Origin of the sequence: Microcoleus sp. w2-18bC1, from assembly GCF_036700365.1 — a bacterium.
In the GTDB taxonomy this organism is placed as follows: Bacteria; Cyanobacteriota; Cyanobacteriia; order Cyanobacteriales; family Microcoleaceae; genus Microcoleus.
The window spans coordinates 1-25,900 of record NZ_JAUBOS010000053.1 but is presented as its reverse complement, the minus strand read 5'-3'; the positions used below and the strand labels follow the sequence as shown (position 1 = coordinate 25,900).

Sequence of the window (25,900 nt, the reverse complement as noted above, 5' to 3'; positions counted from 1 at the left end):
CAGTGATCCCCGTCATTTCAAACTTTAGCTCTTACAGCGATATGACTCAGATTTTCGGCGATTTCATCGAGCAGCCCGCTAGCCAAGAATACTTAATAATGGGATTTTCTCCCAGTTCGGTTCCTCTCAAGCAGCGGTGGCGAAACAACGGTTTGTCGGCGGATTTTCTGGCTGACTACCTGACGACTTTTTTTCCGGGCAACCAAGATGAACCCTCGACAATAGAAAGACAAGCTGAAATAAAAAGCGCTGTTAGCTACATTGCCAACGAGTTATTGGAAAATGCCATGAAGTTTAATGATGAAACCTCGGAGTACCCGATCGCTATTAAACTGCAATTAGAGAGCGACGGAGTGATTTTCTCAGTTGCTAACAGCATCTCTCCCCAAGCGGTGGACAAGTTTCAGGCTTATATTCACCAGTTGCTGACCTCCGAGCCAAGCGAACTTTACATTCAGCGGTTAGAAAAAAATGCTGCTGACGACAACTGTACCAATTCTGGATTGGGTTTGTTGACCATGCTCACCGATTATACCGCCAAACTTGGCTGGAAATTCCAGACCGTGCACAAAGACCCGGAAGTAATTGCGGTGACAACTATGGTGCAATTAACAGTATAAGCAACGCTAGCGATCGATAATATCGAAGGAACTTTTTTTTGTGGCTATGGAAATTTATACAGAAGATTACCAGATCTGTTACGATCCAGCAACGGCAACCGTGAGTTTTATTGGCTCTCTAAGGCTAAGCGGGCCTGCTGAGTACGCGCCGATAGCGCAGTTGCTGACTCAGGTTGCCGACGTGGAACCGACAAAAATTATCCTGAATTTGGAGCAGTTAGAATTTTTGAACAGTTCGGGCATCAATATGCTATCGAAGTTTATTATCCATGTACGCAAAACAGCCAAGGTGCAAATGGCGGTACAAGGCTCTCAAAGCATAGGTTGGCACGGTAAATCTTTGAGAAATTTCCAGCGCCTGATGCCTGGTTTACAGTTGGAATTTCTCTAGAAATACGATTACTTTTAGGGTGCGAGATGTTGAGCAATTTTTTGTTAGTCAAGGCGCAAATTCTCGAGTTATGCTGGAAGAACAACCATCTAGAGAACAGCTACTTTTAGAGATAGAAAGATTGCGCCAGCAAGTGGAAGACTTGAAGGAGGAAAAAGCGGATCTGGAAATCTTGCTGGAAACTACTGCTCAACATTCCGATACAGTTGAAACAGAGTTGCGATCTCGCGCATTCGAGGCGGTGCGCGAAGGCGAAATCAAGCTGGCTCAATTTCTCGAAGCGATTCCCATAGGTGTGCTCGTGCTGGATTCTCAAGGCAAACCTTACTACGTAAATCACGCCGGAGAGCAGTTACTCGGTCAAGGAGTTTTGCCATTGAATTCTGTTGAGGATTTGTCCGAAACTTATCAAATTTATATTGCGGGAACTGAGACTATTTACCCTTTCGAGAATTTGCCGATCGTCCGAGCTTTGAGGGGCGAAAACGCGACGGCGGAAAATCTGGAAATTCATCAACCCCACAAGAAAATTCCCCTTGAGATTTGGGGAACGCCAATTTTTGACGAGGGTGGCAAAGTTGCTTTTGCGATCGCAGTTTTTCAAGATGTCACGGAACGCAAAGAAGCTGAAGCGGATCGCCATTTATTTATTAAGAAACTATTTGATCTTAATCAAAACTTGGAAAAATCCCTGGATGCCGAATCAGACTTAACTGATGCCTATGGGCGATTTGTGCCTCACCAATTTCTAAATCTGTTGGGATATGAAAGTATTATAGATGTCAATTTAGGCGACCAAGTGCAGCAGGAAATGTCGGTGCTTTTTTCGGATATTCGCGATTTCACGACGCTTTCAGAAACTATGAATCCCCAAGAAAATTTTAATTTTATCAATGCTTACCTTTCGCGGATGGAGCCTGCGATTACTAGCAATAACGGGTTTATTGACAAATACATCGGCGATGCAATTATGGCTTTGTTTAGTGACTTTGCAGATGATGCAGTGAAAGCGGGTATTGCAATGCTAAATATCCTGAAAAATTATAACGAATACCGTCAAGGCGTCGGCTACATCCCGATTCAAATTGGAATTGGCATTAATTCGGGTTCTTTGATGCTGGGGACAGTCGGGGGTACAAGCCGAATGGACAGCACTGTGATTAGCGATGCTGTTAATTTAGCATCTCGCATTGAAGGATTGACCAAAGATTACGGCGTACCTCTGTTAATTTCTCAGCAGACTTTGGAACGGTTGCGAAATCCCACCGATTATGCTATTAGAATTGTGGATAAAGTACAGGTAAAAGGAAAATCTCAATATGTGGTAGTTTATGAGGTATTTGATGCAGATCCGCCGGAAAGTTTGTCGGCAAAGCTAGCAAATTTGTCTGTGTATAATGAAGCTATGTTACTGTGCGATCGCAAGGACTTCCGAGAAGCGGGAAAATTATTTGAAGAGTGTTTGCGAACAAATCCAAGCGATCATGTAGCTCGCATTTACCTGAAACGCTGTCGGGATTGGCGATCGCTCCTCAAAGGAATTTAAAGCAAGCTAGTCTATTTTAGATTTAAGGAATGAGAATTAAATAACTTACAATGCGTGATGGTTCTTGTGGGATGGGCGTCCCGCCCGTCCAGAAAGGGCGGGCTAAGAGTGCCCATCCCCTACTCCCCACTTTCAAGAGTGTAAATTATTTAATTCGCGATCCTAAGATTGACCAGGAATTTCAAAGGTGGTACCCGCCACGTGATTTATCCGTGGAATCAATCCAAAATCGAAAATCGAAAATCCTCAAGCCCCCGCATTTATCCGTGGGGTCGCCTCTAAAATCTAAAATCTAAAATCTAAAATCGATTGACTTCATATAGCAATCCTCGCATCACTTGTGAATTTCTTACTTTCTCCCTGCAGGTTCGGGGAGAGTTGGGGTGGGTGAAAAATTTACGACTCCTGTAAAGATTGATATATATCTTGAGAGTGATGACTGACCTCTGGAATCTGTCAAAGGTGTAAAATATAAACAGCTTTATAGCTGTTACTTCTGAGGCTTCTCAAAATAGAACGGCTGAGGGCGGAACAGCCAGCGATCAGTAATTTGGTGCGAGAACGGCGGCCAGCGCTGAACCTGTCTCAGAAAAAGTTGGCGGATGAATTAGGGATGACCTTTTCCACGATTCATCGTTGGAAAAAGGGACACGCTACGACTTCTCGCTTGCCACTCAAGCAAATTTACATATTGCTGGATGAGTTAGGTGATTCGCTAGATGCAACGGCGAATGCAGTAAGGCACAGCGAGCAAGATATCTTTCGGATAAGGAGTAAAAAGGGTGAGTGTAGAGGGAATCAACAGCATTTTCAGAGATATTCGACTACTTCCCTATGGTGTGGCCACCCTCTCCGTGGCTCTGGCACTGGCGCTAACCCGATCGCTTTTACCGTGGATCTACCCAACCACGACACCCCTGTTTTTCATCGCGGTGATGGTGAGTTCCTGGTATGGCAGTTTTGGGCCTGGGTTGCTGGCAACAATTTTATCCACGCTGGCAATTAACTATTTTTTTATTGAGCCGTTCTATTCCTTACAGATAGTTAATGTAGAGACAATTCTTCGGATTGGTATGTTTTTGCTCGCTGCAGGATTGAGCGCTTCACTCAATCAATCGTGGCGCACTGCTATAAAAAACGCGAAAGCAGCCCTGCAAAATTTACAGCAGGCAATGGAAGTAGAACAACAGGTGCGCGGCGAAGCAGCACAAGCTGCGGCGACTGAGGCAAAAGAACAACTAGAAACGGTACTTTCTACCATCAACGATGGGTTTTACATCCTCGATCGCGATTGGCGCTACACCTATGCCAACGATCGCTACTGTGAAATGGTTGGAATGCCCCGGTCAGCGATTCTGGGTCAGAACGTTTGGGAGTTATTTCCGGCAGCCGTTGACACCGATGCTTATGTGCAGTTTCATCGGGCAATGCGCGAACAAACGCCACTCCAGTTTGATTATCTGTACTCACCTTGCAAGGGTTGGCATGACCATCGAATTTACCCTTCGCCCAGTGGACTGACCGTTTTGCTTGCTGACATTACCGATCGCAAACAGGCGGAACTCCTCCTAATCGAGCAGACACGACTGCTGGAGTCGATCGCATTCGGGCAGCCACTAGACGACTGTCTGGCAGCCGTGTGTGACTCAGTATCCAGGCTGAATCCGGGTACCCGCGCCTGCTTCCTGCTAACCGATGCTCAGCGGCTGACGTTTAAGAGATCAATTACTCCAGACTTTCCAGCCTCTTTTGGTGAAGGACTCCAAGATGCTCCGATTAACGATTTGTGCATTGGAACCTGTGGCGAAGCAGTGTATAGCGGTCAGCCCGTGACCTGCGCCGACATTGCCAACGACGATCGCTGGTCGCAAGCATGGCGAAACTTATGCGTGGCTCATGGCATTCTAGCCTGTCATTCTCAGCCCGTGTTCAGGCACGACAATCTACCTATGGGGTCGCTGATGCTGTGCTTTAGCGAGGCGCGGATGCCGACTGATTGGGAACATAAACTCGCGGAGTTCGGCACCCAAGTTGCCAGCATCGTCTTTGAGCGCGATCGATCGTTCCAGGCGTTGCGCGAGAGCGAAGAACTGCTCCTATTGGCTTCCGAAGGCGGCAATTTGGGTTTGTGGTATTGGGATATGGAAACAGACACGCTGAGTTTGACGGACATAGCCAAAGCGATGTTTGGTTTACCCATCAATACCGCAATGTCCATGAAGGTGTTTTTAGAAGCGGTGCATCACGACGATCGCCCATTCGTTCACAGCGTCCTCACTGAGCTAAAAGCGAATCAACCGCATACTGAAATTGAGTATCGGACGCTGTGGGCAGATGGCACGGTTCGTTGGATTTTGGCAAAGGGCGATTGCGCCTACAACGCTGATGGCGTCAGAATTTCGACGCGCGGCGTATTAATCGACATCAGCGATCGCAAACAAGCCGAAGAAGCCTTGCGTCAAAGCGAAGAGCAGAGTCGCAACATTCTAGAGAGTATTGATGATGGATTCTTTTCCCTTGATGAGAATTGGCGTTTCACTTACGTGAATCGGTCAGCGGAAATTCTGCTAGACCGCACTCCGGGCGCTCTGATTGGGAAGAATTTTTGGGAAGAATTCTCAGGACTCAAGGGCAGCGAGTTTGAGCGGGTTCATCGGCGCGTGGCAAACGAGCGCGTGGCTTTGTCAGTCACGGCGTTTTATCCCGATCACGATCGGTGGTATGAGGTTCGCACCTACCCTGCCGCCAACGGGATTACCATTTATTTCCGAAATGTCACCGATCAAAAACTGGCCGAGGAGGTATTGCAACAACGAGAAGCAGAACTTCGTTTAGTCACCAATGCCGTGCCTGCCTTGATTTCCTTTGTAGACTCAGACCAGCGCTATCGCTTCAACAATCGAGCATATGAAGAATGGTTTGGACATCCGGCAGCGCAAATTTATGGCAAGCACCTTCAACAGGTTTTAGGGGAAACTGGCTATCAAGGGATTCGTCCTTATGTTGAGCAAGTCTTGGTAGGAGAGGAAGTGACCTTTGAAACCCAAATTCTCTACAAAGATGGTGGAATCCGTTATGTCAATGCGACCTATGTTCCCCGCTTCAATAGCCAGGGAAAAGTTGAAGGGTTTGTAGCACTGGTCAACGATATCACCGATCGCAAACAAGCCGAAGCCACACTACGGGAGAGTGAGGCAAGGTTCCGGCTGATGGCAGATGCCGCCCCTGTGCTGATTTGGATGTCGGGCATCGATAAACTCTGTTATTACTTCAACCTCCCGTGGCTCAACTTTACCGGACGGACGATCGAGCAAGAAAGGGGCAATGGTTGGGCACAAGGAGTCCACCCCGACGACCTCGATCGGTGTTTAAACACCTATGTGACTGCCTTTGATGCCCGTCAACCGTTCAAGATGGACTATCGCTTGAAACGCTGTGATGGCATATACCGTTGGGTTATGGATGAAGCTGTTCCTCGCTACGGATTGGAAGATGAGTTCTTGGGCTACATCGGCTCCTGTGTTGATATTGAAGACCACAAACAAGCTGAGGAAGCCCTGCGCGAGAGTGAATCCCGCCTCCGTCTGATCATTGAAAGCGCCAAAGATTATGCCATCTTCACCATCGACCTTAACGGCATCATTGCCAGTTGGAACTCAGGGGCAGAAAGGTTGTTGGGCTATACCGAGACAGAAGCAATTGGTTGCTCGAGTCAGATGATCTTCACACCCGAAGATAACGAACAAGGACAAGCCGAGTACCAGAGGCAAACGGCTCTACTGCAAGGACGGGCAGAAGACGAACGCTGGCACGTCCGCAAAGATGGGAATCGCTTTTGGGCCAGTGGATTGATGATGCCCCTGCTTAATGAAGCGGATTGTCCGCAGGGATTTGTCAAAATCATGCAGGACAAGACCGCACAACGGCAAGCAAGTGAGCGACTGCAATTGCTGTATGAAACTACCCGCGATCTCATGCAGACAGAACAGCCTCTGGCTTTGATGGACACGCTATTCCGCAAACTTGCAGTGCTACTCGATCTGCACTCTTACTACAACTTCATGGTGGAAGAAAAAGACAACCGCACGATGCTGCATTTGAGAAACCATGATGGCATCTCTGAAGAAAGGGCGCAGGCGCTCGCCTGGATCGAATTAGGGGAATATCTCTGTGGACTGGTTGCCCAAACGCAGCAGCAACTTGTCTTGAATCAAGTCGAACTCTCCACTCATCCGAATGGTAAAGCCGTCTATGAAATGGGCATGACGGCTTACGTGGGTCAACCGTTAATCGCTCAAGGGCGGTTATTAGGAACGCTCTCATTTGCCAGTCTGACTCGGACGCACTTCACGCCTGCAGAAATAGAGCTGCTGGGATCGACCTGTGACCAGATCGCGATCGCTCTGGAACGGGCAAACCTGAACGATTCACTGCAGCAGCAAGCGGAACAGCTAAGACAGGCAAATCGGATCAAGGATGAGTTTTTAGCGGTACTATCCCATGAATTGCGATCGCCCCTCAATCCCATCCTGGGCTGGTCAAAGCTGCTGCAAACTGGCAAGTTAGATGCGGCCAAAACTGCACAGGCGTTAGCGACTATCGAACGCAATGCCAAGCTGCAAAGTGAACTAATTGAAGATTTGCTTGATGTCTCGAAAATTCTCCAAGGCAAGCTCAGTCTTAATATTCGTCCAGTCGATTTAGCTTTAACTGTGGAATCGGCGATCGAAACTGTCAATTTGGCTGCCGTTGCCAAATCCATTGATATTCGGACTGTGTTAGAGCATCAGAACAGACAAATTTTGGGGGATTCGGGCCGTTTGCAGCAAGTAATCTGGAATCTTGTTTCCAATGCGGTCAAATTCACCTCAGCCGGCGGGCGCGTTGAGGTGAATTTGACTCGTGTTGGGAATCACGCTCAAATTACGGTGGCGGATACAGGGATTGGCATCGCACCGGAGTTTTTACCCTACGTGTTTGACTACTTCCGGCAAAAAGATGGCGCCACAACCCGCAAGTTTGGTGGTTTGGGATTGGGGCTGGCGATCGTGCGGCATCTAGTCGAACTGCACGGTGGCACCGTTGGGGCAGAGAGCCAGGGTGAAGGGCTAGGAGCTACTTTTACGGTAAGACTGCCGCTATCAGGGAAGGTAGAGGGAGAAGAAAACTCTCCTGCGCGACTTTCGGAACGATCGACTCCGGATGAACCGTTATCCGGGATGCGGATACTTGTGGTAGATGATGAGCCGGATATGCGAGAGTTGATATCCTTTTTGCTAGAAGATGCAGGTGCAGAGGTACTGACTGTTGCTGTCCCTCAAGAAGCCCTCACAGCGTTGACTAATTTCGAGCCAGATGTCCTGTTGAGCGACATTGGAATGCCGGGGATGGATGGCTATATGCTGTTGCGGCAAGTGCGAGCCCTGCCGCCAGAACGGGGTGGGCAGATTCCCGCGATCGCCCTGACTGCCTATGCGGGTGAGTTTAATCAACAGCAAGCTTTGCAAGCTGGATTTCACCGACATCTGGCAAAGCCGATCGAACCGGATAAATTAATTAAGACGATCGCCGCACTTCTTAGCCAGAACACTCATGACCCAGCAAGCGATAAAGATTGATCCGAAGGATATCAAACCGATCAAACATCACTAAGCTTTTAACTTGCTCTGGTTAGGCAGCGATATTTGTATTACAGGAGAATCTATCAATAAATCCGGTTTCTAGTTTAAAAGCGCGTAAGTCCTGATAATATAATCAATAATTTGGAGTGTCAAAAAAAACGATGGGAATTAACAAGCACCAGCCTAGAATACATATAAAACCTTCAGTGATTAAAGCGATAGCTCTGTTCTTTCTGTGCTGCTTGTTAACTGCAAGTTGTGGACAGGGATCACGCCGATCGGTGACTGCGAGTGGCGAAAATGCTAATAACCGCGTTACTATTGGCACAACCTTGAAATTGCGGACGATCGACCCTGCGGACGGTTACGAAACCTTATCAGGACAATTGCTGCGAAATTTGGGCGACACTCTCTACACTTACAAGTCGGGAACTACTGAGTTAATCCCGCATTTAGCGACAGCAATGCCAAAAGTTAGCCAAGACGGATTGACATATACAGTCCCCTTGCGTCAAGGAGTTATTTTTCACGACGACACACCGTTTAACGCCGCAGCGATGGAATTTTCCTTGCAGCGGTTTATCAAAAATGGTGGCAGTCCGGCTATGTTGTTGAGCGATGCAGTAGAATCGGTAAAAGCCACGGGCGAATACGAATTAACTTTTCAACTCAAAAAGCCTTTTTCTGCTTTTCCTTCCCTGTTGACATTTTCCGGTATGTGTGCTGTTTCTCCGAAAGCATACGAGATTGGACAGGGTAAATTTAAACCCGATACATTTGTGGGAACTGGACGTTATAAGCTGGCCAAGTACGGCAGCGATTCTCTCAAGTTTGACGTGTTTGAAAAGTATTGGGGGGAAAAGCCGGTTAATCAAGGCATTGACATTTTGCTGCTTTCTAGTTCGTCAAATTTGTTCAATACTTTTCAGACTGGTGCCGTTGATGTGGCTTATTTGTCTCTGGATGCAGACCAAGTTCAAAGCTTGGACGAGGGAGCAAAAAAAGGGAAATGGCAGGAAATCGCGGGGGAAAGCAGTACGGTTAATTACATAACGCTGAATACCAAGTCTAAACCGCTGGACAAGTTAGAAGTCAGACAGGCTATCGCAGCAGTGATGGATCGCCCGGTGATTAACGAGCGCGTACTGCGGGGACAAGCACAACCGCTTTACAGTCTGATTCCCACAAACTTTGACGTTCAAAAACCAGTTTTTAAAGAACTCTACGGTGATGCCAACACAACAAAGGCTAAGGAACTTTTAACGAAAGCGGGATACTCGGCCACCAATCCTTTCGTTCTGCCAATTTGGTATGCTTCGGCTTCCACAAAACGAGCTTTAGTGGTGAGCATGATGGAGGCGCAAGCTAAACTCAAAATGGACGGGATAATGAAGGTAGAAATTAACAGCGTGGAATCTCCGACTTTGTTTCAAAACATAGAGAAGGGAATTTATCCTGCGGTTTTAGTTGATTGGTCCGCCGACTTTTTTGACGCTGACAATTACATCCACCCGTTTCTAGATTGTGCGACAGGTTCCGAGGCGGGGGGCTGCTCCAAGGGTCAAAGTCAAAGTCAGGGTTCGTTTTATTATAGCGATCAGGTAAATCAACTGATCGACAAGGAGCGCAAAGAAACAAACCCTGAAACCCGCAAAGCCCTATTTGGCGAAATTCAAGACATACTGGGTCAAGATGTACCTTTCATCCCTCTTTGGCAAGATAAGGACTATACTTTTGCTCAGAACAGCATTACCGGCGTCCGTCTCGAACCGACGCAATCTTTTCCTTTTTGGTTCCTGAAAAAGCAATAATTCTTTACAAGAATTTCGAGGAGTTGAAACGTCAATAATTATTGCATAGTTTGTGCACAATAGGGTGATGATTGTCACAGTTTATCAAAGAGACTGATCACCCTAACCTCTTTAATGATGTGGGATATTATTAAAAGAGAGATATTGCTGAGGGTGGGTATATGAAACTGAGAATTTTAACAACAGGGCTGCTAATTGTGATGGGTTGTGCATCGGGAGTAAAGGCCGAAAACGTATCACAAGTCAAACAATTATTAGAAACTAAAAAATGTAGCCAATGTGACTTGACAGGAGCGCAGCTTGCTGGTATTGATCTGAGCGGGGCAGATTTGAGCGGTGCGAATCTCAGAGGTGCAAATTTGAATGGTGCAAATTTGGACGAAGCCAAACTGAACGAAGCAAATCTAAAACAAGCTAAATTGCAAGGTGCGAGTTTAATTGGGGCTAAAATGCACGGGGCTAATTTGGAGGGTGCTGATTTGACTCGCGCTAATCTGAGTCTGGCGGGTTTAGTGATTGCCACTTTGAAAAATACCAACCTCACCAGCGCTAATTTAATCGGCGCTAATTTAGAAAGCGCCAATTTGGCGGGTGCAAACCTGAAAAATGCTCGCCAGTCTGTAGCGAATTTAGCTAATGTCAGCCTCAGAGGTGGCAGTTTGGCTGGAATAGACGTACAGGGAGTCAACTTGCGAGATGCAAATTTGACCAATGCAAATTTGAACGGTGCAAATTTGAACGGTTCGGACTTGACAGGTGCTAATTTAAAGAATGCCAATATGGCAAATGTAGATTTGAAAAACGCTTCTTTGCCGTAGGACGATCGCCAATTGCTATATCAAATTCTGGTGCTTAGCAAAGTTAATATAATAATGTAGGGGCTATTCTGAAATTGCCCCTAAATTTTCAATTATAGTATTTATCTTGTTTCCGGTAGCTGCGTAGCGTAGGTCATTGTTCGGTGTGCGAAGCTTTTCCGAGGCGTCTGCGATTGCTTCAAATTTGGATCTAGGATCAATCTGACTCGTGAGCATCCTGGGCGAAGCGGATAATGTCATCATCGCCGAGGTATTCACCATTTTGGATTTCAATCATCACCAAGGGAATAACGCCGGGATTTTCTACGCGATGAGCAGTATTCATGGGAACGTAGGTTGACTGTTTCTGCATGAGAATCGTCTCTTTGTCGTCGCAGATAACTTTAGCGGTACCGGAGACGACAACCCAGTGTTCGCTGCGGTGATAGTGCATTTGGGTGCTGATGTGATGCCCCGGCTTGACTTCAATGCGATTGATCTTATAACGATCGCCCGCGTCTATGACTGTAACTTGGCCCCAGTAGCGGGTTTGTGTGCGATCGTCAATTTTTTCGCTTGTCTCCACTGTTTCCACCATCCTGTTTATCTCGCCAACGGTGTCTGCAAAAATATGTGTAGTTCAAAGTATAGCAGGGATTGGCTAAGTGCGATCGATTTAAACATTACTCAATTAGCCGCCACTCGCGAGCATCAACAAATTGCGACAAATGCCCCACATTTGTTGTAGCAATTACCACATCATTGCCTTCACTTGCCTCCAATATTGCTTGAGCCGCCAAAATCACATCCCCGTCAAGTGCATTAGGTTCTGCGGTTGGTCTTCCTCTCCTTCTCGAATCAGCCCACAACTGAGCGGCCAAAAGCATTACTTCTGTAGTCAAAGGACGGTAGGTAAGTTGTAATTTCAATTCATCAAGCCGTTGAATACCTGCTAATTTACCTGCGCGGATCAACTCCCGTCGCACTTCGTAGTCAGCAATTTCAGGCAGAATTATTATTTCGCCCCTCCGCATTAAAGAGTTTAGCCAAACTTTGCACTCTTGAATTTCAGCAGAGGATGCTTTAGGGTTTGTTACCATTCCTAATGGGCCAGAGTCGAGAATTATTACTCTACTCATGGGAATAATGGCCGATTAGAAAGGCGGTCTTCATCTAAAGCTTTACGGAGATATTCAGCGGTTTCTGTTTGTTCTTGTTCATCTCCCTCCTCAATCCATGAATTGATTAATTCAATTGCACCTTGATTTCTTTGTATCCGTTCCTCCAGCGACAGTTTAGTAATGTCTATTTTCTCAGATGTCTGGGGAGGCTCGGACAATACGGGCTTTACTGTCACCGTTTCCATAAATAAGCGCATTATCTGAAGTAAATTCGGCCAATATTCTCTGGGAGTTTGCTGAATTACGCGGAGAAATTCCGCGATGGGCTGGCTTAAGGGGCGATCGCTCTCTTTGTCTTCAACCGTAGGAGTTTCGGGCGCGGAGTTTACAGTACCTGGGCTTTCGCTGCTTAAAACTTGTTCCGACATAATTACTTTTTTCCTTTCTCTCATTTACTTATATTATAAACACAGGGCGGGCGAGCGCCCGCCCGCTTTTTACTTGCTCAATACACCATCGGGAATCCCCAAAATATCCTCAATTCGAGGCATATCTTCCAAAGCAATAACTCGTCCTTCATCCTCAAAACCAGCAATTTGATCAAAATTCAAATACCGATACAAATCACCAGCAAAAGGATCGATTCTCTTCGACACAATGTCATTGTATTCTTTGACTGTAGGAAGGCGACCTAACAGCGAACAAACGGCCGCCAATTCCGCCGAACCGAGATAAACTTGAGCATCTTTGCCCATGCGATTGTTAAAGTTACGAGTAGAAGTTGAAAAAACCGTTGTCGCATCTTTAACCCGTGCTTGATTGCCCATACAAAGACTGCATCCGGGCATTTCTGTGCGAGCTCCAGCGGCTCCAAAAATGCTGTAATAACCTTCTTCTTTGAGTTGCTGTTCATCCATCCGAGTTGGCGGACAAATCCACAGGCGAGTTTTCACTTCCCCTGCACCTTCCAACACCTTCGCAGTGGCGCGGTAGTGACCGATATTTGTCATGCAAGAACCGACAAATACTTCGTCAACGCGATCGCCCGCAACCTCACTCAACAACTTAACATTATCCGGGTCATTGGGAGCAGCCACAATTGGCTCTTTAATCTCGTTCAGATCGATTTCGATGATTTCAACGTATTCCGCATCAGCATCAGCCTCCAGCAGCACCGGATTTGCCAGCCATGCCTCCATCTTCGCCACCCGGCGCATCATCGTCCGCGCATCTTGATAGCCCCGCGCCACCATGTTTTTCAGCAGCGCGACATTGGAGCGAATGTACTCGGAAACAGTCTCCACGCTCAATTTAATCGTGCATCCAGCGCAAGAACGCTCTGCAGTCGCATCGGTCAATTCAAAAGCCTGCTCGACCTTCAAATCTGGCAAGCCCTCAATCTCCATAATCCGCCCAGAAAAGATGTTTTTCTTGTTCTGTTTCGCGACGGTTAGCAAACCTTTTTGAATTGCCACATAGGGAATTGCATTCACAACATCCCGCAGCGTTACTCCGGGCTGCAATTCACCTTTAAACCGCACTAAAACTGATTCCGGCATATCCAAAGGCATAACGCCCAAGGCTGCAGCAAATGCCACCAATCCCGAACCAGCAGGAAAGGAAATTCCCAAAGGAAAACGAGTGTGAGAATCGCCGCCAGTTCCCACTGTATCTGGCAATAACATTCGATTCAGCCAGGAGTGAATTATGCCGTCTCCAGGGCGCAAAGCTATGCCGGCGCGCTCTGCCATGAAATCGGGCAATTCATGGTGAGTTTTGACATCAACTGGTTTTGGATAAGCGGCGGTGTGGCAGAAACTTTGAATAACCAAATCGGCGCTAAATCCCAAACAAGCAAGTTCTTTCAATTCGTCGCGAGTCATTGGCCCGGTGGTATCTTGCGAGCCGACTGTTGTCATGACTGGTTCGCAAGATGTACCGGGGCGAACGCCGGACAAACCACAAGCTTTGCCTACCATTTTTTGGGCTAAAGTGAAGCCTTTGCCCGTATCTACTGGGATTGTGGGACGGGTGAAAATAGTGCTAGGTTCTAGTCCTAAAGCGGCGCGGGTTTTGTCGGTTAAAGTTCTTCCAATTAATAGCGGAATTCGGCCACCTGCGCGAACTTCGTCTAAGATTGTGTCGGGTTTCAGGGTGAAGGTGGAGATGATTTCTCCGGTTTCGTTGGTGATTTCGCCTTTGTAAGGATGGATGGTAATTACCATTCCTGTTTCCATTTGGGAAACATCGCATTCGATCGGCAATGCGCCGGAATCTTCAGCGGTATTGAAGAAGATCGGCGCGATCGCACCTCCTAAAATATAACCGCCACTGCGCTTGTTCGGCACAAACGGAATATCATTGCCAATGTGCCAGAGCACGGAATTAATCGCCGATTTCCGTGACGAACCGGTACCGACAACATCACCAACATAGGCTACGGGATGACCTTTTTGCTTCAAGTCTGCAATGGTTTGCAAAGCCCCAGGCATCTTACTTTCGAGCATCACCAAAGCGTGTAGAGGAATGTCCGGTCGCGTGGTAGCATGAGGTGCAGGCGACAAGTCGTCAGTATTGGTTTCTCCAGGAACTTTAAAGACTGTAACGGTAATCGCTTCTGGCAATACAGGACGGCCTGTAAACCACTCGGCATCCGCCCAAGAATCGACTACCTGCTTGGCGTAGGGATTGGTATCAGACAAAGCTATAACGTCGTGGAAAGCGTCGAATACTAACAACGTTTTGCTCAGTGCCCGGGCGGCGGTGGCGGGAATAGCGACTTCGGCAGTGGGGTTGAGCAAATCGATTAAAGATTGGACGTTGTAACCGCCCATCATTGTCCCCAGCAGGTAAACTGCCCATTTGGGAGCAATTAGGGGGCTGTGGATTTCGCCTTTAGCAATGCCAGTTAAAAAACCAGCTTTGACGTAGGCGGCGCTGTCTACGCCTGGGGGGACGCGATCGCGCAATAATTCTATTAAGGTTTCTTCTTCTCCAGCCGGCGGATTTTTCAGCAGTTCACACAGTTCCGACGTTTGCTGGGCGTCTAGCGGCAGCGGTGGAATTCCCTCATGGGCCCGTTCGGCAGCGGTACGGCGGTAAGATTCAAGCATTTCTCCTCTCTCCTCGGATAGTATTCGGTGGTGGTTTGTAGGTGACTTTACTTTTTAGATTAGGAGCTTCCGCTGCACATTGGGTAAAGTACCTCGCTCTTATAAAAACTTAACGCAACTTTAAAAACAGTAGATTTTCATACCAAAGACAGATGTGGTCTTTAACGGGAGAGCAGCGTATCAAACTTCAGCCGAGCAGTTTAGGGGCCTTCAGTTGCATAGTTCTGGTTAAGATTAATGTGTTGTGGGCTACTGTAGATCCTCCTCCGCATCTGAAATCGTCATTTACCAATAATCTGGACTGTTTTTAGTTCGTAGTCTGAAACCCTTGATTTTCCGTTGGTAGCTCCATTGGCGAATCGACTTGAAACTTTTATTCTACGAATGCCAATTAAAAACCGTCCGCAGTATTGATTGACCACAAGTTTAAAAAAGTTGTCCTGCTAATGGATCGATTAAAAAATGGAAAGTTTTATCCCTGAAAACTCTGAAAACTGTCACGGCTGGGCCTCCAAGCCAGACTTGTACAAAGAGCTGCAAGGAACCAAAGAATTACTGCTGACGATCGCCAACTCGATGCCCATACCCCTGATTGTCAGCAGTCTGGCGGATGGCACAATTCTTTATAGTAACGATTTATGTCGTCAGGCTTTCGGCTTCACAGGATTTAAGTCGATCGACCGCCACAAAGCTGAAATGCTCTACCACAAACCTGCAGAGCGCCAGGAATTGCTGTTGCGGCTCGCCCGCAACGGACACGTCCGCGAGACAGAAGTCCGGCTTAAAAAAGCTGACGGCACGCTGTTTTGGGCGAGTGTATCGATGCGGTATCTGACATTGGTGTCGGGGAAAGCTGTTCTGTCAGCGTTCACCGACATTACGGATCGGAAGCGAGTGGCCGCCAAGGAGCAGGAATTGCTCACGTCAATCCACTCGCGAGCCCGCCAGCAAGCGGCCGTCGCTTACTTGGGGCAGCAGGCCCTGGCCGAAACAGATTTGTCCGCACTGATGGACAAAGCTGCGGTTTTAATTGCTCAAACCCTGGACGTTGATTATTGCCAGGTGTTAGAACTGTTGCCCTCTGGTCATGCTTTTATGCTGCGAGCGGGGGTTGGCTGGCAGCCGGGCCTCGTCGGCAGCGCTACTGTTGCGGCTTCTGCCCGATCGCAAGCAGGTTACACATTGCTAGTGGGCGAACCGACAATCGTCGAAGATTTGCGGGTGGAAACGCGCTTTAGCGAGTTGCCGCTACTGCATAACCACCGGGCTGTCAGCGGCGTTACTGTGATCATTCCCGGCAATCGGGGACTGGGGAGGAACTGGGGACAAGTAGAACCAGCGGACAGTTCATCCTCGCAGGCTTGGGGCATTTTGGGGGTTCATACCAGCCAAGGGCGGGTTTTCAGTCAAGATGACGTTTATTTTGTAGAAGCGATCGCCAATGTGTTAGCTGCGGCGATCGAGCGCATTATATCGCAAGAGCGCTTACAAATGATGGAACGGGCGATCGAAAGTTGCAGCAACGGCATTGCAATCACCGACGCAACCGTTGCAGATAATCCGATTATTTATGTCAATCCCAGTTTTGAGCGGATTACGGGTTATCGCAGAGACGAGTTAATGGGAAGAAATTGCCGATTTTTGCAGGGCACAGACACTGACACCCCCGCTGCCAAAGAATTGCGAATTGCGATTGAAGAAGGCAGAGAAGCTCAAGTTATATTACGCAACTTTCGGAAAGACGGCACCCCTTTTTGGCACGAACTGTCGATCGCTCCGGTTTACAACTCGCGGCGACACTTAACCCACTTTATTGGAGTGCAAACAGACATTACCGACCGCCAGCGCTCGGAAGAAGAATTATTTTTAAATTCTCAAGCTTTAGCAGCTTTTAGCGCTAATCTCAAACACTTGCACCGGATTACAACTTATCATTATCAAAACTTTGAAGAACGGGTTGACGATTATCTAACAGCAGGCTGTTTGATGTTCGGACTTTCTATAGGGATCATGGCTGAAGTTGAGAGCGAAACTTTTATTGTCCAGGCAGCGAAAACAGATTTAGGATACTTCGTACGAGGCTTAGAATTGAACCTCAGCGATACTTACTGCGCCGCAGTCATTAAGCTCAACAAAACAGTTGCGTATTCTCATATAGGAGCAGACGTAGAGATGCGCGAACATCCAGCTTATCAAAGCTGCAAATCAGAATCTTACATCGGAACGCCGATATTTGTTAACAATAAAACCTACGGAACTTTAAGTTTTAGTTCGCCAGAAATAAAAAAAAGAAAGTTCAAGTATGAGGAAATAGAAATTATAGAATTGATGGCTCAAAGTATTGGCAAAATTCTGGCAGTTCACCAAATGGAAGTCGAACGCCAGCAAGCTGAAAAAGAGCGATGCGAGTTGATAGTATCTCTCAAAGAAAGTGAAGAACGCTATCGCCGTTTAGTAGAACTATCTCCCGAAGCGATCGCGGTTCACAGTCAAGGGAAAATCGCCTACATCAATGCTGCCGGCGCGAAACTCCTCGGTGCGAGTTCTCCCGAAGCGCTGATTGGCTTTCCCATATTGCATTTCGTCCATCCAAACTATGTGCAAATAGCCACAGAACGCATTCGGCTAGTCGAGATAGAAAATCAGCCACTCGACCTTGCCGAACAAAAACTGATGCGGCTCGACGGACAAATAATAGACGTTGAAATGGCCGGCATCCCCGCTATTTATCAAGGCTCGACGGCCGGCCAGATTATTATCCGAGATGTCACCGAGCGCAAGCGAGTAGAACGGCAACTGCTGCACGGCGCTTTTCACGATGCGCTGACGGGTTTGCCCAACCGGGTTTTGTTCATCGACAGGCTAGGACAAGCCATCCGCCGATCGAATCAGTCCCCCGATTACAAATTTGGTTTACTTTTCCTAGATTTAGACCGCTTCAAAGTAGTGAATGATTCTTTAGGACACGTTTTAGGAGACAAACTGCTAATTGCCCTCGCCCAGCGACTGCAAACCTGCGTCCGGGTTTCGGATACCGTCGCCCGACTGGGGGGAGACGAATTCACCATCCTACTAGATCACATTCAAAGCCTCAGCGACGCCACCCTCGCAGCTAAAAAGATACAAAAAGAACTGACGAAGCCGTTTCATCTCGAAGGGCACGAAGTATTTACCACCGCTAGCATTGGCATTGTTTTCAGTCGAGGCGAAGCCACCGCCAGTGGCGAATTAAATTCGTACACTCACCCGGAAGAATTCCTACGCGATGCTGACATCGCTATGTACCGCGCTAAAGCTTTGGGTAAGGCCCGCCACGAAGTGTTTAATTTGGCAATGCACGACCAAACTATGTCGCTGTTGCAGTTAGAAACTGATCTGCGTTTGGCTATTTTGGGCAAGGAGGAATTAGGAGAGAGCAAGGATCAACGTTCGCACTTTATTGTGCACTACCAACCGATTGTTTCGATCGCCAGCGGTGCGCTCGAAGGTTTTGAGGCCTTGGTGCGTTGGCACCACCCAGTTCGGGGTCTAGTTCCGCCGTCTACTTTTATCCCTGTAGCTGAAGAAACAGGTTTGATCGTGCCTCTGGGAGCCTGGGTGTTGCGGGAAGCTTGTCAGCAATTGCGGATTTGGCAAGAAATGTTAACCGAGCAACAGGGAAGAAGTCCAATGGAAGTTGGAACAATGCCCTTCGACTCGCTTCGGCTGCACTCAGGGCAAGTCCTTGAGGGTAACAAGAAGGAAGATGGCGCTTCGATTTCGCTCAGGGTAACAACAGGGAAGATGGCAACGGGTAATGTAGGGGAGTTAAGTGATGTAACAGATACAGGGCATGAGGAACACGGAACTTTTACTGAGTGTACCCCCACTATTGGTCACAGGGAAGAAAGAATCAGTAAAAAATTACCAATTCCGAGTTACCAATTCCCGATTAGCGATTTCCACTCATCTATTACCAATTCCCAATTCCCAATTACCAACTCTTCGGCTACGTTCAGTACAACTGCCCAGGTACTAATTCCGAATTTTAAATTACCAATTATTGCTCCTTCGCAATTAACAATGAGCGTCAATCTCTCTCCTAAACAGTTAGGTATGCCGAATTTAATCGAGGAAATCGATGAAATTTTAGCAGAAACTGGCTGCGATCCGAGCTGTTTAAAATTGGAGATTACTGAAAGTGCGATCGTGGAAAATGTCAAGAAAGCCAATATTGTGCTATCCCAATTAAAAAGTAGAAATATTCGATTGTCGATCGACGATTTCGGTACTGGCTATTCGTCTTTAAGTTACTTGCACCGTTTTCCCCTGGATACACTGAAGATCGATCGATCTTTTGTGAGCCGCTTGGGGGCTGTCGAAAATGGTGACGATGGGGGTCAGCCTTTGCAGATTGTGCGGGCGATCGTAACTTTGGCTCACAATTTGGGATTAAATGCGATCGCCGAAGGTGTAGAGACAGCCGAACAGTTAGCACAGCTTCGAGAACTAGACTGCGAATTAGCTCAGGGATATTGGTTTTCTAAACCTTTGGAAAGTTCTGCCGTGACAGAAATCTTGATAAGTCTGGGTAATATAGCAATTATGGACTGATTGAGGTACAGATTGGTAAAGGGTGCCTCACCCCGTGAAGACATTTTTGCTACAAACTCCTAATCTCAAAACAGATGCACCAGGGAATAAATGGTGCATCAAAATTAGATTTTACGTGATGATATCATATCAAATCCGTTAGCATCGCAATAGTAAATTCGAGTTCACTGTTGACGGTTGACTGTTGACTCCGTGAACAGTCAACCGTCAACAGTCAACATCATAAGGAGTGTAACCGGAAATGATATCAAATCTGTTAGGATCGGAATTCTTCATCTGCGTGAATCCGCGTTAATTCCTTGTCATCGGCGGTTAATACATTCTCTTTTTTAAACCGCAGATGAGGACAGATTAACACAGATTAACGCAGATGAGTGAGTTAAATTCCGCTTGTAGGGTCCGTGATTGTTGAGTATTGAGTAGATTTTACGCCCGACTATGCTACCGGATTTTATTTGGTTTAAAATTACACAACTGAGGCACAGTAAGGCTTTCGCAATTGCCAATTGCCAATTACAGCTTACCAAGTCCCTATTAACAATTAGCTTTGAGGGGAATCTCGATCGCCAATTCTGTACCCTGTCCCGGCGAAGAAGTGCATTTGAGCGACCCGTTGTGTCTGTCTGTAACAATTTGATAGCTAATTGACAAGCCCATCCCAGTGCCTTTACCGACAGGTTTAGTGGTAAAAAACGGGTCAAAAAGCCGAGTGCCGACAGTCTCCGGTATTCCCGGCCCGTTGTCAGCAATCCGAATGATTACTTTGCCCGCTGGCGATATTTCAGTGCGGATGCGGATGTTGCTGGGCTTTTGCCGCATTTCCTCAGCAGAACGGCGCTGATCCCGTTCTTCCAAAGCATCCAAAGCATTGCTCAAGATGTTCATAAATACTTGATTTAACTGTCCGGCATAACATTCTACTAAGGGCAATTGAGCGTATTCTTTAATCACCTCAATTTCGGGATGATTGTGTTTAGCTTTGAGGCGGTGCTGCAAAATCATCAGGGTGCTATCTATGCCCTCGTGGATGTTGACGGCTTTCATTTCTGCTTCGTCCATGCGGGAAAATGTGCGGAGAGAAGCAACAATTTGTTGAATTCTATCTGCACCGACTTTCATTGAAGAAAGTAACTTGGGCAAGTCTTCCATTAGAAATTCAAGTTCAATTTTCTCTACTTCCTCTTGAATTTCCGGGACTGGATCGGGATAGTGGTTTTGGTAAAGTTCGATCAGGTGTAGCAAGTCTTGGGTATAGTCGTTGGCGTGGCTGAGATTGCCGTAAATAAAGTTAACTGGGTTGTTGATTTCGTGGGCGACTCCTGCCACAAGTTGACCGAGACTTGACATTTTTTCATTTTGAATTAACTGCGATTGAGTGCTGGTTAATTTCTGCAAAGTTTTCTCTAATTCGCGAGCTTTATTGCGAGTTTGGGCGTAAAGATCGGCTTGGTTGAGGGCGATCGCCAATTGAACTGTAACTGCTTGTAATAATTCTACTTCGCCCTCACTCCAGGGTCGCACAGCAGCGGAGTGGGCGCAGGTAACAACGCTCACTACTCCCGAAAGTGCCTGTATCGGAATTGCCAACACAGATCGGTAGCCCAGAGAGTTAAGAGATTTTCTCCAAACATGATCTGCCACTGTTTCGACATCATCCACCAGCAGCATTTCCATATGCAAGAGTTTTTCTCCCATAGAACCTAAGTCGGAAGCTTGATAGCAACCTATTAAATCGGGAAGTTCGGGGAGGCGAGATTCTTTAATAATTTCCCAGAAAGCATCCTCCCCGTCGCCACGATACCAGGCAAAATTGCAGCGATCGATCTGCAGGAAAGCGCGAATTTCTTGGACGGCGACAGCAATGATGCTGTCGAAATCGAGGGAATTGCGAATTTGAGCGGTGAGACTGTTGAGCAATTTTTCTCGATCTGCCTGCTGTCTGAGTCGGGCTTCCGATCGCCTCAAGGCAATTTCTCCCCGCTTGCGATCGGTAATGTCTTCGGTGACAGCTAATAGATATTGCGGTTTGCCATCAGCATCGAGTATTGCTGTTTTCTTGGTATGAAATATCCGCGTTTCTCCTTGTCGCGTTTCAATCTCTTCTTCGGCGATTTCTACAATTTGCCCGCTGTTGAGCACTTCCCGGTCTTTTGCGGTGAAAAAATCAGCTTGTTCTGTTGGGAAAAAGTCGTAATCATTTTTGCCGATCACTTCTGCTGCACTGAAACCGAGTAAATGTTCAGCTACTGGGTTCCACAGAACAAACCGCAGTTCTTGAGCATCCTTGGCAACCACTCCTACGGGTATGGTTTTGAGTACGGACTCCATAAACTGTTGGGCGTGTTGGAGTTCTGCTTCTGCCTGTTTGCGATCGCTAATATCTCGGACGTTAGCAATGATGCTGAGATTGCCGTTGAGATGAATTCTTGACAGGGCAATTTCTGCATCAAAAGTTGAACCGTCGTGGGGGCGCCTCACTTTCCATTCCACGCGACCTGTTTCGCCTGCTAATACTCTTTCCCAAAGTGCTCCCATTTGTTCAATGGGATTGTCGGCGCTTGAATAGTCGTTTTTAAGTGATAATTTTGTTGCTTCTTCCTGGCTCACTCCGTACATTTCTAACATTCGATTATTGACATCGAGAATATTTCCTTCTAAATCATGAATGAAGATAGCATCGTAGACATTGTTAAATATGGTTCGCAGGTTTTGTTCGGAAACTTGTAGGGCGGCTTCTGCTTCTTTTCGATCACCAATTTCTTGTTCTAATTGGGTGACTGCTTGGGAAAGTTCGGCCGTGCGATCGCTCACTCTGTCTTCTAACTCGACTGCTGCTTGCCGCAGTGCTGCTTCGGCCACTTTGCGATCGGTAATATCGATTACCGTACCGAACAGTTTTACCACATTGCCGTTCACATCGGTTTCGGCTCTGCCCACGGCGTTCACGTGTCGCAAGATGCCGTCGGGACGGTAAAGGCGAAAGTCAAAGTCAAAAGGGATGCCTGTTGAGAGTCCCTGCTGCACTTGAGTTTGCCACAATTCCAAATCTTCTGGATGAATCAGAGCTACCTGTTCGGCTAGGTTGGGCGCGATGGGGGCCGGTTCGAGCCCGAAGATACGGAAAAGTTCTTCCGACCAAGTGAGGGTTTCGGTGGCTGCGTCGAGTTCCCAATTGCCGACATGGGCGAGTCTCTGGGCTTCTTTGAGCTGTCGCTGGCTATTGCGGATGGCGGTTTCGGCAACTTTGCGATCGGTGATGTCGAGCAGGACACCGCAAAATACTATCTCGCCATTTTCGTTGCGGGTGGGCATGGAGTCGCCCTGCCACCAGCGAATCTCACCGTCGGGCTTGACTAACCGCCCTTCATAGTGCCAGGGAGAGAGGTTTACTACGGCTTCGTTGACGGAAGCGAGGTGGCTTTCCAAGTCTTCGGGGTGGACGCGGGAAATGAAGCAGGTAATGTCTCCCATCATTTCTGCTGCTGTGACGCCGGTAATATCGAAGATGCGATCGCTCATGTAGTCAACTCTCCACACTCCCTGGCTGCTGCAAAATTGGAACAGAGCTCCGGGGATGGTGGCCGCGATCGTCCGAAACTTGGTTTCGCTGGCAGTGAGTGCGGCAAAAGTCTGTCGCAGTTCTGCCGTGCGTGCTTCTACTCTACGCTCTAGTTCTGCGTTGGCGTGTTGTAAGGCTGCTTCTGCTCGCTTGCGATCGGTAATGTCGGCGGCTGTACCAGTGGTGCCTAGGAAGTTTCCGGTTTCGTCGTAGAGGGCAAGGGCGTTAAACATTAAATGTTTCATGCTGCCGTCTTTGGCGATTTGGGTGGTTTCGTACTGGAAAAGTGATTCTCCGGCAAACAACCGGGCGAAAACTTCTAAATCTTTCTGGCTTTGTTCTGGTGTCACAAAGTCGGAGAACGGCCGACCGATCATTTCTTCTGGTTCGTAACCGTAGATGTACTTAACTGCTGGGTTGACGAAGGTGTAGCGCCCGATGGCATCGACCGACCAAATCATGTCTTGGGAGGTTTCTACCAGGCTGCGGTATTTGCTTTCGCTGGCTTTGACGGCTTCTTCTGCTTTTTTGCGTTCCGTCATATCGCGGGAGACGCCGACAGTCATGACGATTTCGCCGTTTTCGCTGCGGATCGGTGTTTTGACGGTGCTGAACAGCCGCACTTCTCCGTCGTAGCGCGTCACCGGTTCTTCGGAAATTTGCAAAGTCTGTCCGGTTTCAAATACGAAGGCGTCATCTTTGATGTACTGGAGAGTATTGTCGGGATCTGCGAAAGGTGCGTCTACGATGTCTTGAAGTTCTTCTTCAGTCATGCCGTAATAGTCGCGGAATGCTTGATTGGCCCAAACAATTTTGGATTTGGGGCCTTTGACTAATACCATATCGCCGATCGAATCGAGAATTTGGTGATATTTTTGCTCGCTGTCGCGGAGTTTCTGCTGCGTGGATTCAATTTCTGCTATTTGCCTCTGGGTTTGCAAGTGCAGTTCGGCTTGGTAGATGGCAACTGCTAAATGGTCGCCTACTTGTCTGGCAAATTCGATTTCGTCTTCTTGCCACTGGCGGGGTTGACCGCAGGAGTGAATGCACAGTAATCCCCACAGGTGTTGCCCTTGCAGTAGGGGTACGACTAAGTTGGCTCGGATTTGAAATCGCTTGAGGATTTTGAGGTGACAAGGACTTAACCGGGCTTTGTAAATGTCCGTGACTGCTTGAACGTATCCTTTGGCATAGTTGGTGGCAAATTGTTCGCCGAAGCAGTAGTCGCGGACTCTGGTTCCCAAAGATGGGCTGTATTGGGGCAGTACGTCTTCGGACACTACTTCGCCCTCATTCCATTCCGATTCGGGAAGAAAGCGGTAGACGGCGACTCGATCGGCATTTAGGAGTTGCCGAACTTCGGTGGCTGTGATTTTGAATATTGTTTCTAAGTCTAGGGATTCACGAATTTTGCTAATAACTCCCATCAGCGCTTGCAGCTTTTTGAACCAGGTTTGAGACTGCGTTTGTCTTTCTAGGTGAGCTAGTTTCTCGCGCAGGTTGCAGACTTCGTGATACAGGTATTCATGAAACATAATGCTTTTTATTTAGTTATTTTGCGTTTTGGTATCGAGGTTGATGGCATCTCAATAGCGCTCTGCAAGTTGAGCCTGGTAACTCAAAAAGGCAAAGAACCTATTCTCCTCCTTCTGCTAGCACTTAGCAGTTACTCACACTGCATTTCCGTATTTTTTCGAGATTTAGAGGTCAATAGACCATCTTAGCTCCCGTATATTTACTGAAAAGGTGGCATAATTTGCTACTTGATTAATTTTCAATTATTGATAATAATGCTAACAAAACTTACACATAAACCCGGTTTATTAACGTAATTAACTCAGGGAAACTCCGAAAGTGGAAACAATAAACCCGGTTCCATTGCGCGATCGGGAGGAGCGTATCGGGAGCATCTCAATGAAAGCAGGCAAGGTAGAAATTGGAGTTTTGAGGCTCTCTTGCTGCGGGGAAAGAGGAAGAAGGAAGAAGCCGGAAGAAGTGTTTTTACAAATATGAGATGCTCCCAGTGTCTCTGAATAATTTTGACATTTTTTCGGCTCGCCTTCGGTTGCGATTGTCACCTTTTTATTATTACCGCCAAAAGGATAAATTTCGTATAAACTCGCATTTCTACCTCTAAAGTGCAACCGTGTGGTTCTGGCATATAGCAGTTCTCAATCTTGGTGAGGTATACCCTATGCCGACGGATGCCTATGCCGACGGATGCCTATGCCCTATGCCCGCTTATCAAGCGTGCACCTCATGTTACTGAGAAAGGCTCTACTATGGTGATTGAGAGATAACCCAAAATCAACTGCTGGTTGGTTTAGTAAAGAAAACATGGAAGATTATTGCTTAAATTTTTAGATAAATTTCGATGCCATTGTCGCGAAAAAAAATAATTGCTTTTGCAATTTTTTGCTCTATTACCACATTTTTTATGGTACAATCTTGGGTTTATTTATCAGTTTTTTGCTACCAATTTTCTGCTTGTGAAATACAGCATAACAAGCATGATTAAAATATTTATCAAAGCGAGGTTTAAATCCTCGAAGCCAACTTACGAAAGAGCGATCGCACTGTCATACTCAGTATAAATTATTATATTGAAGCGACGAGCGATCGGCTGCTGCGATCGACGAATTGCTACAAGCTTAGGAATGAAAAATAAATAACTTAATGAATTACTCAGGTTGGGGTACGGCTCGATAATTCCATTTGGGCAAATATT

13 protein-coding genes and 1 pseudogene are annotated in these 25,900 nt (G+C 47.2%); 9 read left to right on the top strand and 5 right to left on the bottom strand.

Translation table 11 applies throughout. The annotated features are described in order from the left end of the window. The first annotated feature begins 41 nt into the window (after positions 1-41). From QT979_RS21800 to QT979_RS21770, 7 genes and pseudogenes are all read left to right on the top strand, one after another. A complete protein-coding gene (locus QT979_RS21800) occupies positions 42-620 on the top strand; it encodes a DUF6272 family protein (RefSeq protein WP_333210195.1) in 579 nt (192 codons plus the stop codon). A gap of 46 nt (positions 621-666) precedes the next feature. Next, a complete protein-coding gene (locus QT979_RS21795; protein WP_333210203.1) occupies positions 667-1,011 on the top strand; it encodes a slr1659 superfamily regulator in 345 nt (114 codons plus the stop codon). Positions 1,012-1,081: 70 nt separating this feature from the next. Continuing rightward, positions 1,082-2,557 carry an adenylate/guanylate cyclase domain-containing protein gene (locus tag QT979_RS21790; RefSeq protein WP_333210196.1) on the top strand — a complete coding sequence of 492 codons (1,476 nt, stop codon included), beginning with the start codon at positions 1,082-1,084 and terminating at the stop codon, positions 2,555-2,557. A gap of 553 nt (positions 2,558-3,110) precedes the next feature. After that, positions 3,111-3,209, top strand: a pseudogene (locus tag QT979_RS21785) (helix-turn-helix domain-containing protein); the annotation flags it as partial. A 130-nt stretch (positions 3,210-3,339) separates the two neighbouring features. Then, positions 3,340-8,175: a PAS domain S-box protein gene (locus tag QT979_RS21780; RefSeq protein WP_333311665.1), complete on the top strand. Its 4,836-nt coding sequence runs from the start codon at positions 3,340-3,342 to the stop codon at positions 8,173-8,175. 164 nt (positions 8,176-8,339) lie between these two features. After that, positions 8,340-9,989 (top strand): ABC transporter substrate-binding protein, encoded by a 1,650-nt coding sequence (locus QT979_RS21775; RefSeq protein ID WP_333311671.1) that lies wholly within the window; start codon positions 8,340-8,342, stop codon positions 9,987-9,989. Between the two features lie 161 nt (positions 9,990-10,150). Then, positions 10,151-10,807: a pentapeptide repeat-containing protein gene (locus tag QT979_RS21770; RefSeq protein ID WP_333210199.1), complete on the top strand. Its 657-nt coding sequence runs from the start codon at positions 10,151-10,153 to the stop codon at positions 10,805-10,807. Positions 10,808-11,003: 196 nt separating this feature from the next. On the opposite strand, the gene QT979_RS21765 is transcribed toward QT979_RS21770, so the two are convergent. The 4 genes from QT979_RS21765 to acnB all read right to left on the bottom strand — a co-directional run bounded on the left by QT979_RS21765 (position 11,004) and on the right by acnB (position 15,020). Next, complete coding sequence (locus tag QT979_RS21765; protein ID WP_445304801.1) at positions 11,004-11,384, bottom strand: cupin domain-containing protein; 381 nt, start codon at positions 11,382-11,384, stop codon at positions 11,004-11,006. 85 nt (positions 11,385-11,469) lie between these two features. Then, positions 11,470-11,925 (bottom strand): nucleic acid-binding protein, encoded by a 456-nt coding sequence (locus QT979_RS21760; RefSeq protein WP_333311664.1) that lies wholly within the window; start codon positions 11,923-11,925, stop codon positions 11,470-11,472. Then, positions 11,922-12,335: a hypothetical protein gene (locus tag QT979_RS21755; protein WP_333311663.1), complete on the bottom strand. Its 414-nt coding sequence runs from the start codon at positions 12,333-12,335 to the stop codon at positions 11,922-11,924. Before QT979_RS21755 ends, QT979_RS21760 begins: the two co-directional genes overlap by 4 nt. Positions 12,336-12,404: 69 nt before the next feature. Continuing rightward, positions 12,405-15,020, bottom strand: a complete 2,616-nt coding sequence (gene acnB, locus QT979_RS21750) for a bifunctional aconitate hydratase 2/2-methylisocitrate dehydratase (protein WP_333311662.1) — start codon at positions 15,018-15,020, stop codon at positions 12,405-12,407. A 462-nt stretch (positions 15,021-15,482) separates the two neighbouring features. Here acnB and QT979_RS21745 point away from each other — a divergent pair, with 462 nt between their 5' ends. After that, positions 15,483-19,613 (top strand): EAL domain-containing protein, encoded by a 4,131-nt coding sequence (locus tag QT979_RS21745; protein ID WP_333311661.1) that lies wholly within the window; start codon positions 15,483-15,485, stop codon positions 19,611-19,613. Positions 19,614-20,147: 534 nt separating this feature from the next. Here QT979_RS21745 and QT979_RS21740 read toward each other — a convergent pair. Beyond that, complete coding sequence (locus tag QT979_RS21740) at positions 20,148-24,707, bottom strand: PAS domain S-box protein (protein WP_333311660.1); 4,560 nt, start codon at positions 24,705-24,707, stop codon at positions 20,148-20,150. A 319-nt stretch (positions 24,708-25,026) separates the two neighbouring features. On the opposite strand from QT979_RS21740, the gene QT979_RS21735 reads away from it, so the two are divergent. Beyond that, positions 25,027-25,185: a hypothetical protein gene (locus tag QT979_RS21735; RefSeq protein WP_333311659.1), complete on the top strand. Its 159-nt coding sequence runs from the start codon at positions 25,027-25,029 to the stop codon at positions 25,183-25,185. The last annotated feature ends 715 nt before the right edge of the window (positions 25,186-25,900 follow it).

What these genes read in the sequence shown, in the direction of transcription:
- QT979_RS21755 (WP_333311663.1), bottom strand. Translation starts at nt 12,335, where the DNA reads ATGTCGGAACAAGTTTTAAGCAGCGAAAGCCCAGGTACTGTAAACTCC.
- QT979_RS21760 (WP_333311664.1), bottom strand. Translation starts at nt 11,925, where the DNA reads ATGAGTAGAGTAATAATTCTCGACTCTGGCCCATTAGGAATGGTAACA.
- QT979_RS21740 (WP_333311660.1), bottom strand. Translation starts at nt 24,707, where the DNA reads ATGTTTCATGAATACCTGTATCACGAAGTCTGCAACCTGCGCGAGAAA.
- QT979_RS21790 (WP_333210196.1), top strand. Translation starts at nt 1,082, where the DNA reads ATGCTGGAAGAACAACCATCTAGAGAACAGCTACTTTTAGAGATAGAA.
- acnB (WP_333311662.1), bottom strand. Translation starts at nt 15,020, where the DNA reads ATGCTTGAATCTTACCGCCGTACCGCTGCCGAACGGGCCCATGAGGGA.
- QT979_RS21800 (WP_333210195.1), top strand. Translation starts at nt 42, where the DNA reads ATGACTCAGATTTTCGGCGATTTCATCGAGCAGCCCGCTAGCCAAGAA.
- QT979_RS21795 (WP_333210203.1), top strand. Translation starts at nt 667, where the DNA reads ATGGAAATTTATACAGAAGATTACCAGATCTGTTACGATCCAGCAACG.
- QT979_RS21770 (WP_333210199.1), top strand. Translation starts at nt 10,151, where the DNA reads ATGAAACTGAGAATTTTAACAACAGGGCTGCTAATTGTGATGGGTTGT.
- QT979_RS21775 (WP_333311671.1), top strand. Translation starts at nt 8,340, where the DNA reads ATGGGAATTAACAAGCACCAGCCTAGAATACATATAAAACCTTCAGTG.
- QT979_RS21765 (WP_445304801.1), bottom strand. Translation starts at nt 11,384, where the DNA reads ATGGTGGAAACAGTGGAGACAAGCGAAAAAATTGACGATCGCACACAA.
- QT979_RS21745 (WP_333311661.1), top strand. Translation starts at nt 15,483, where the DNA reads ATGGAAAGTTTTATCCCTGAAAACTCTGAAAACTGTCACGGCTGGGCC.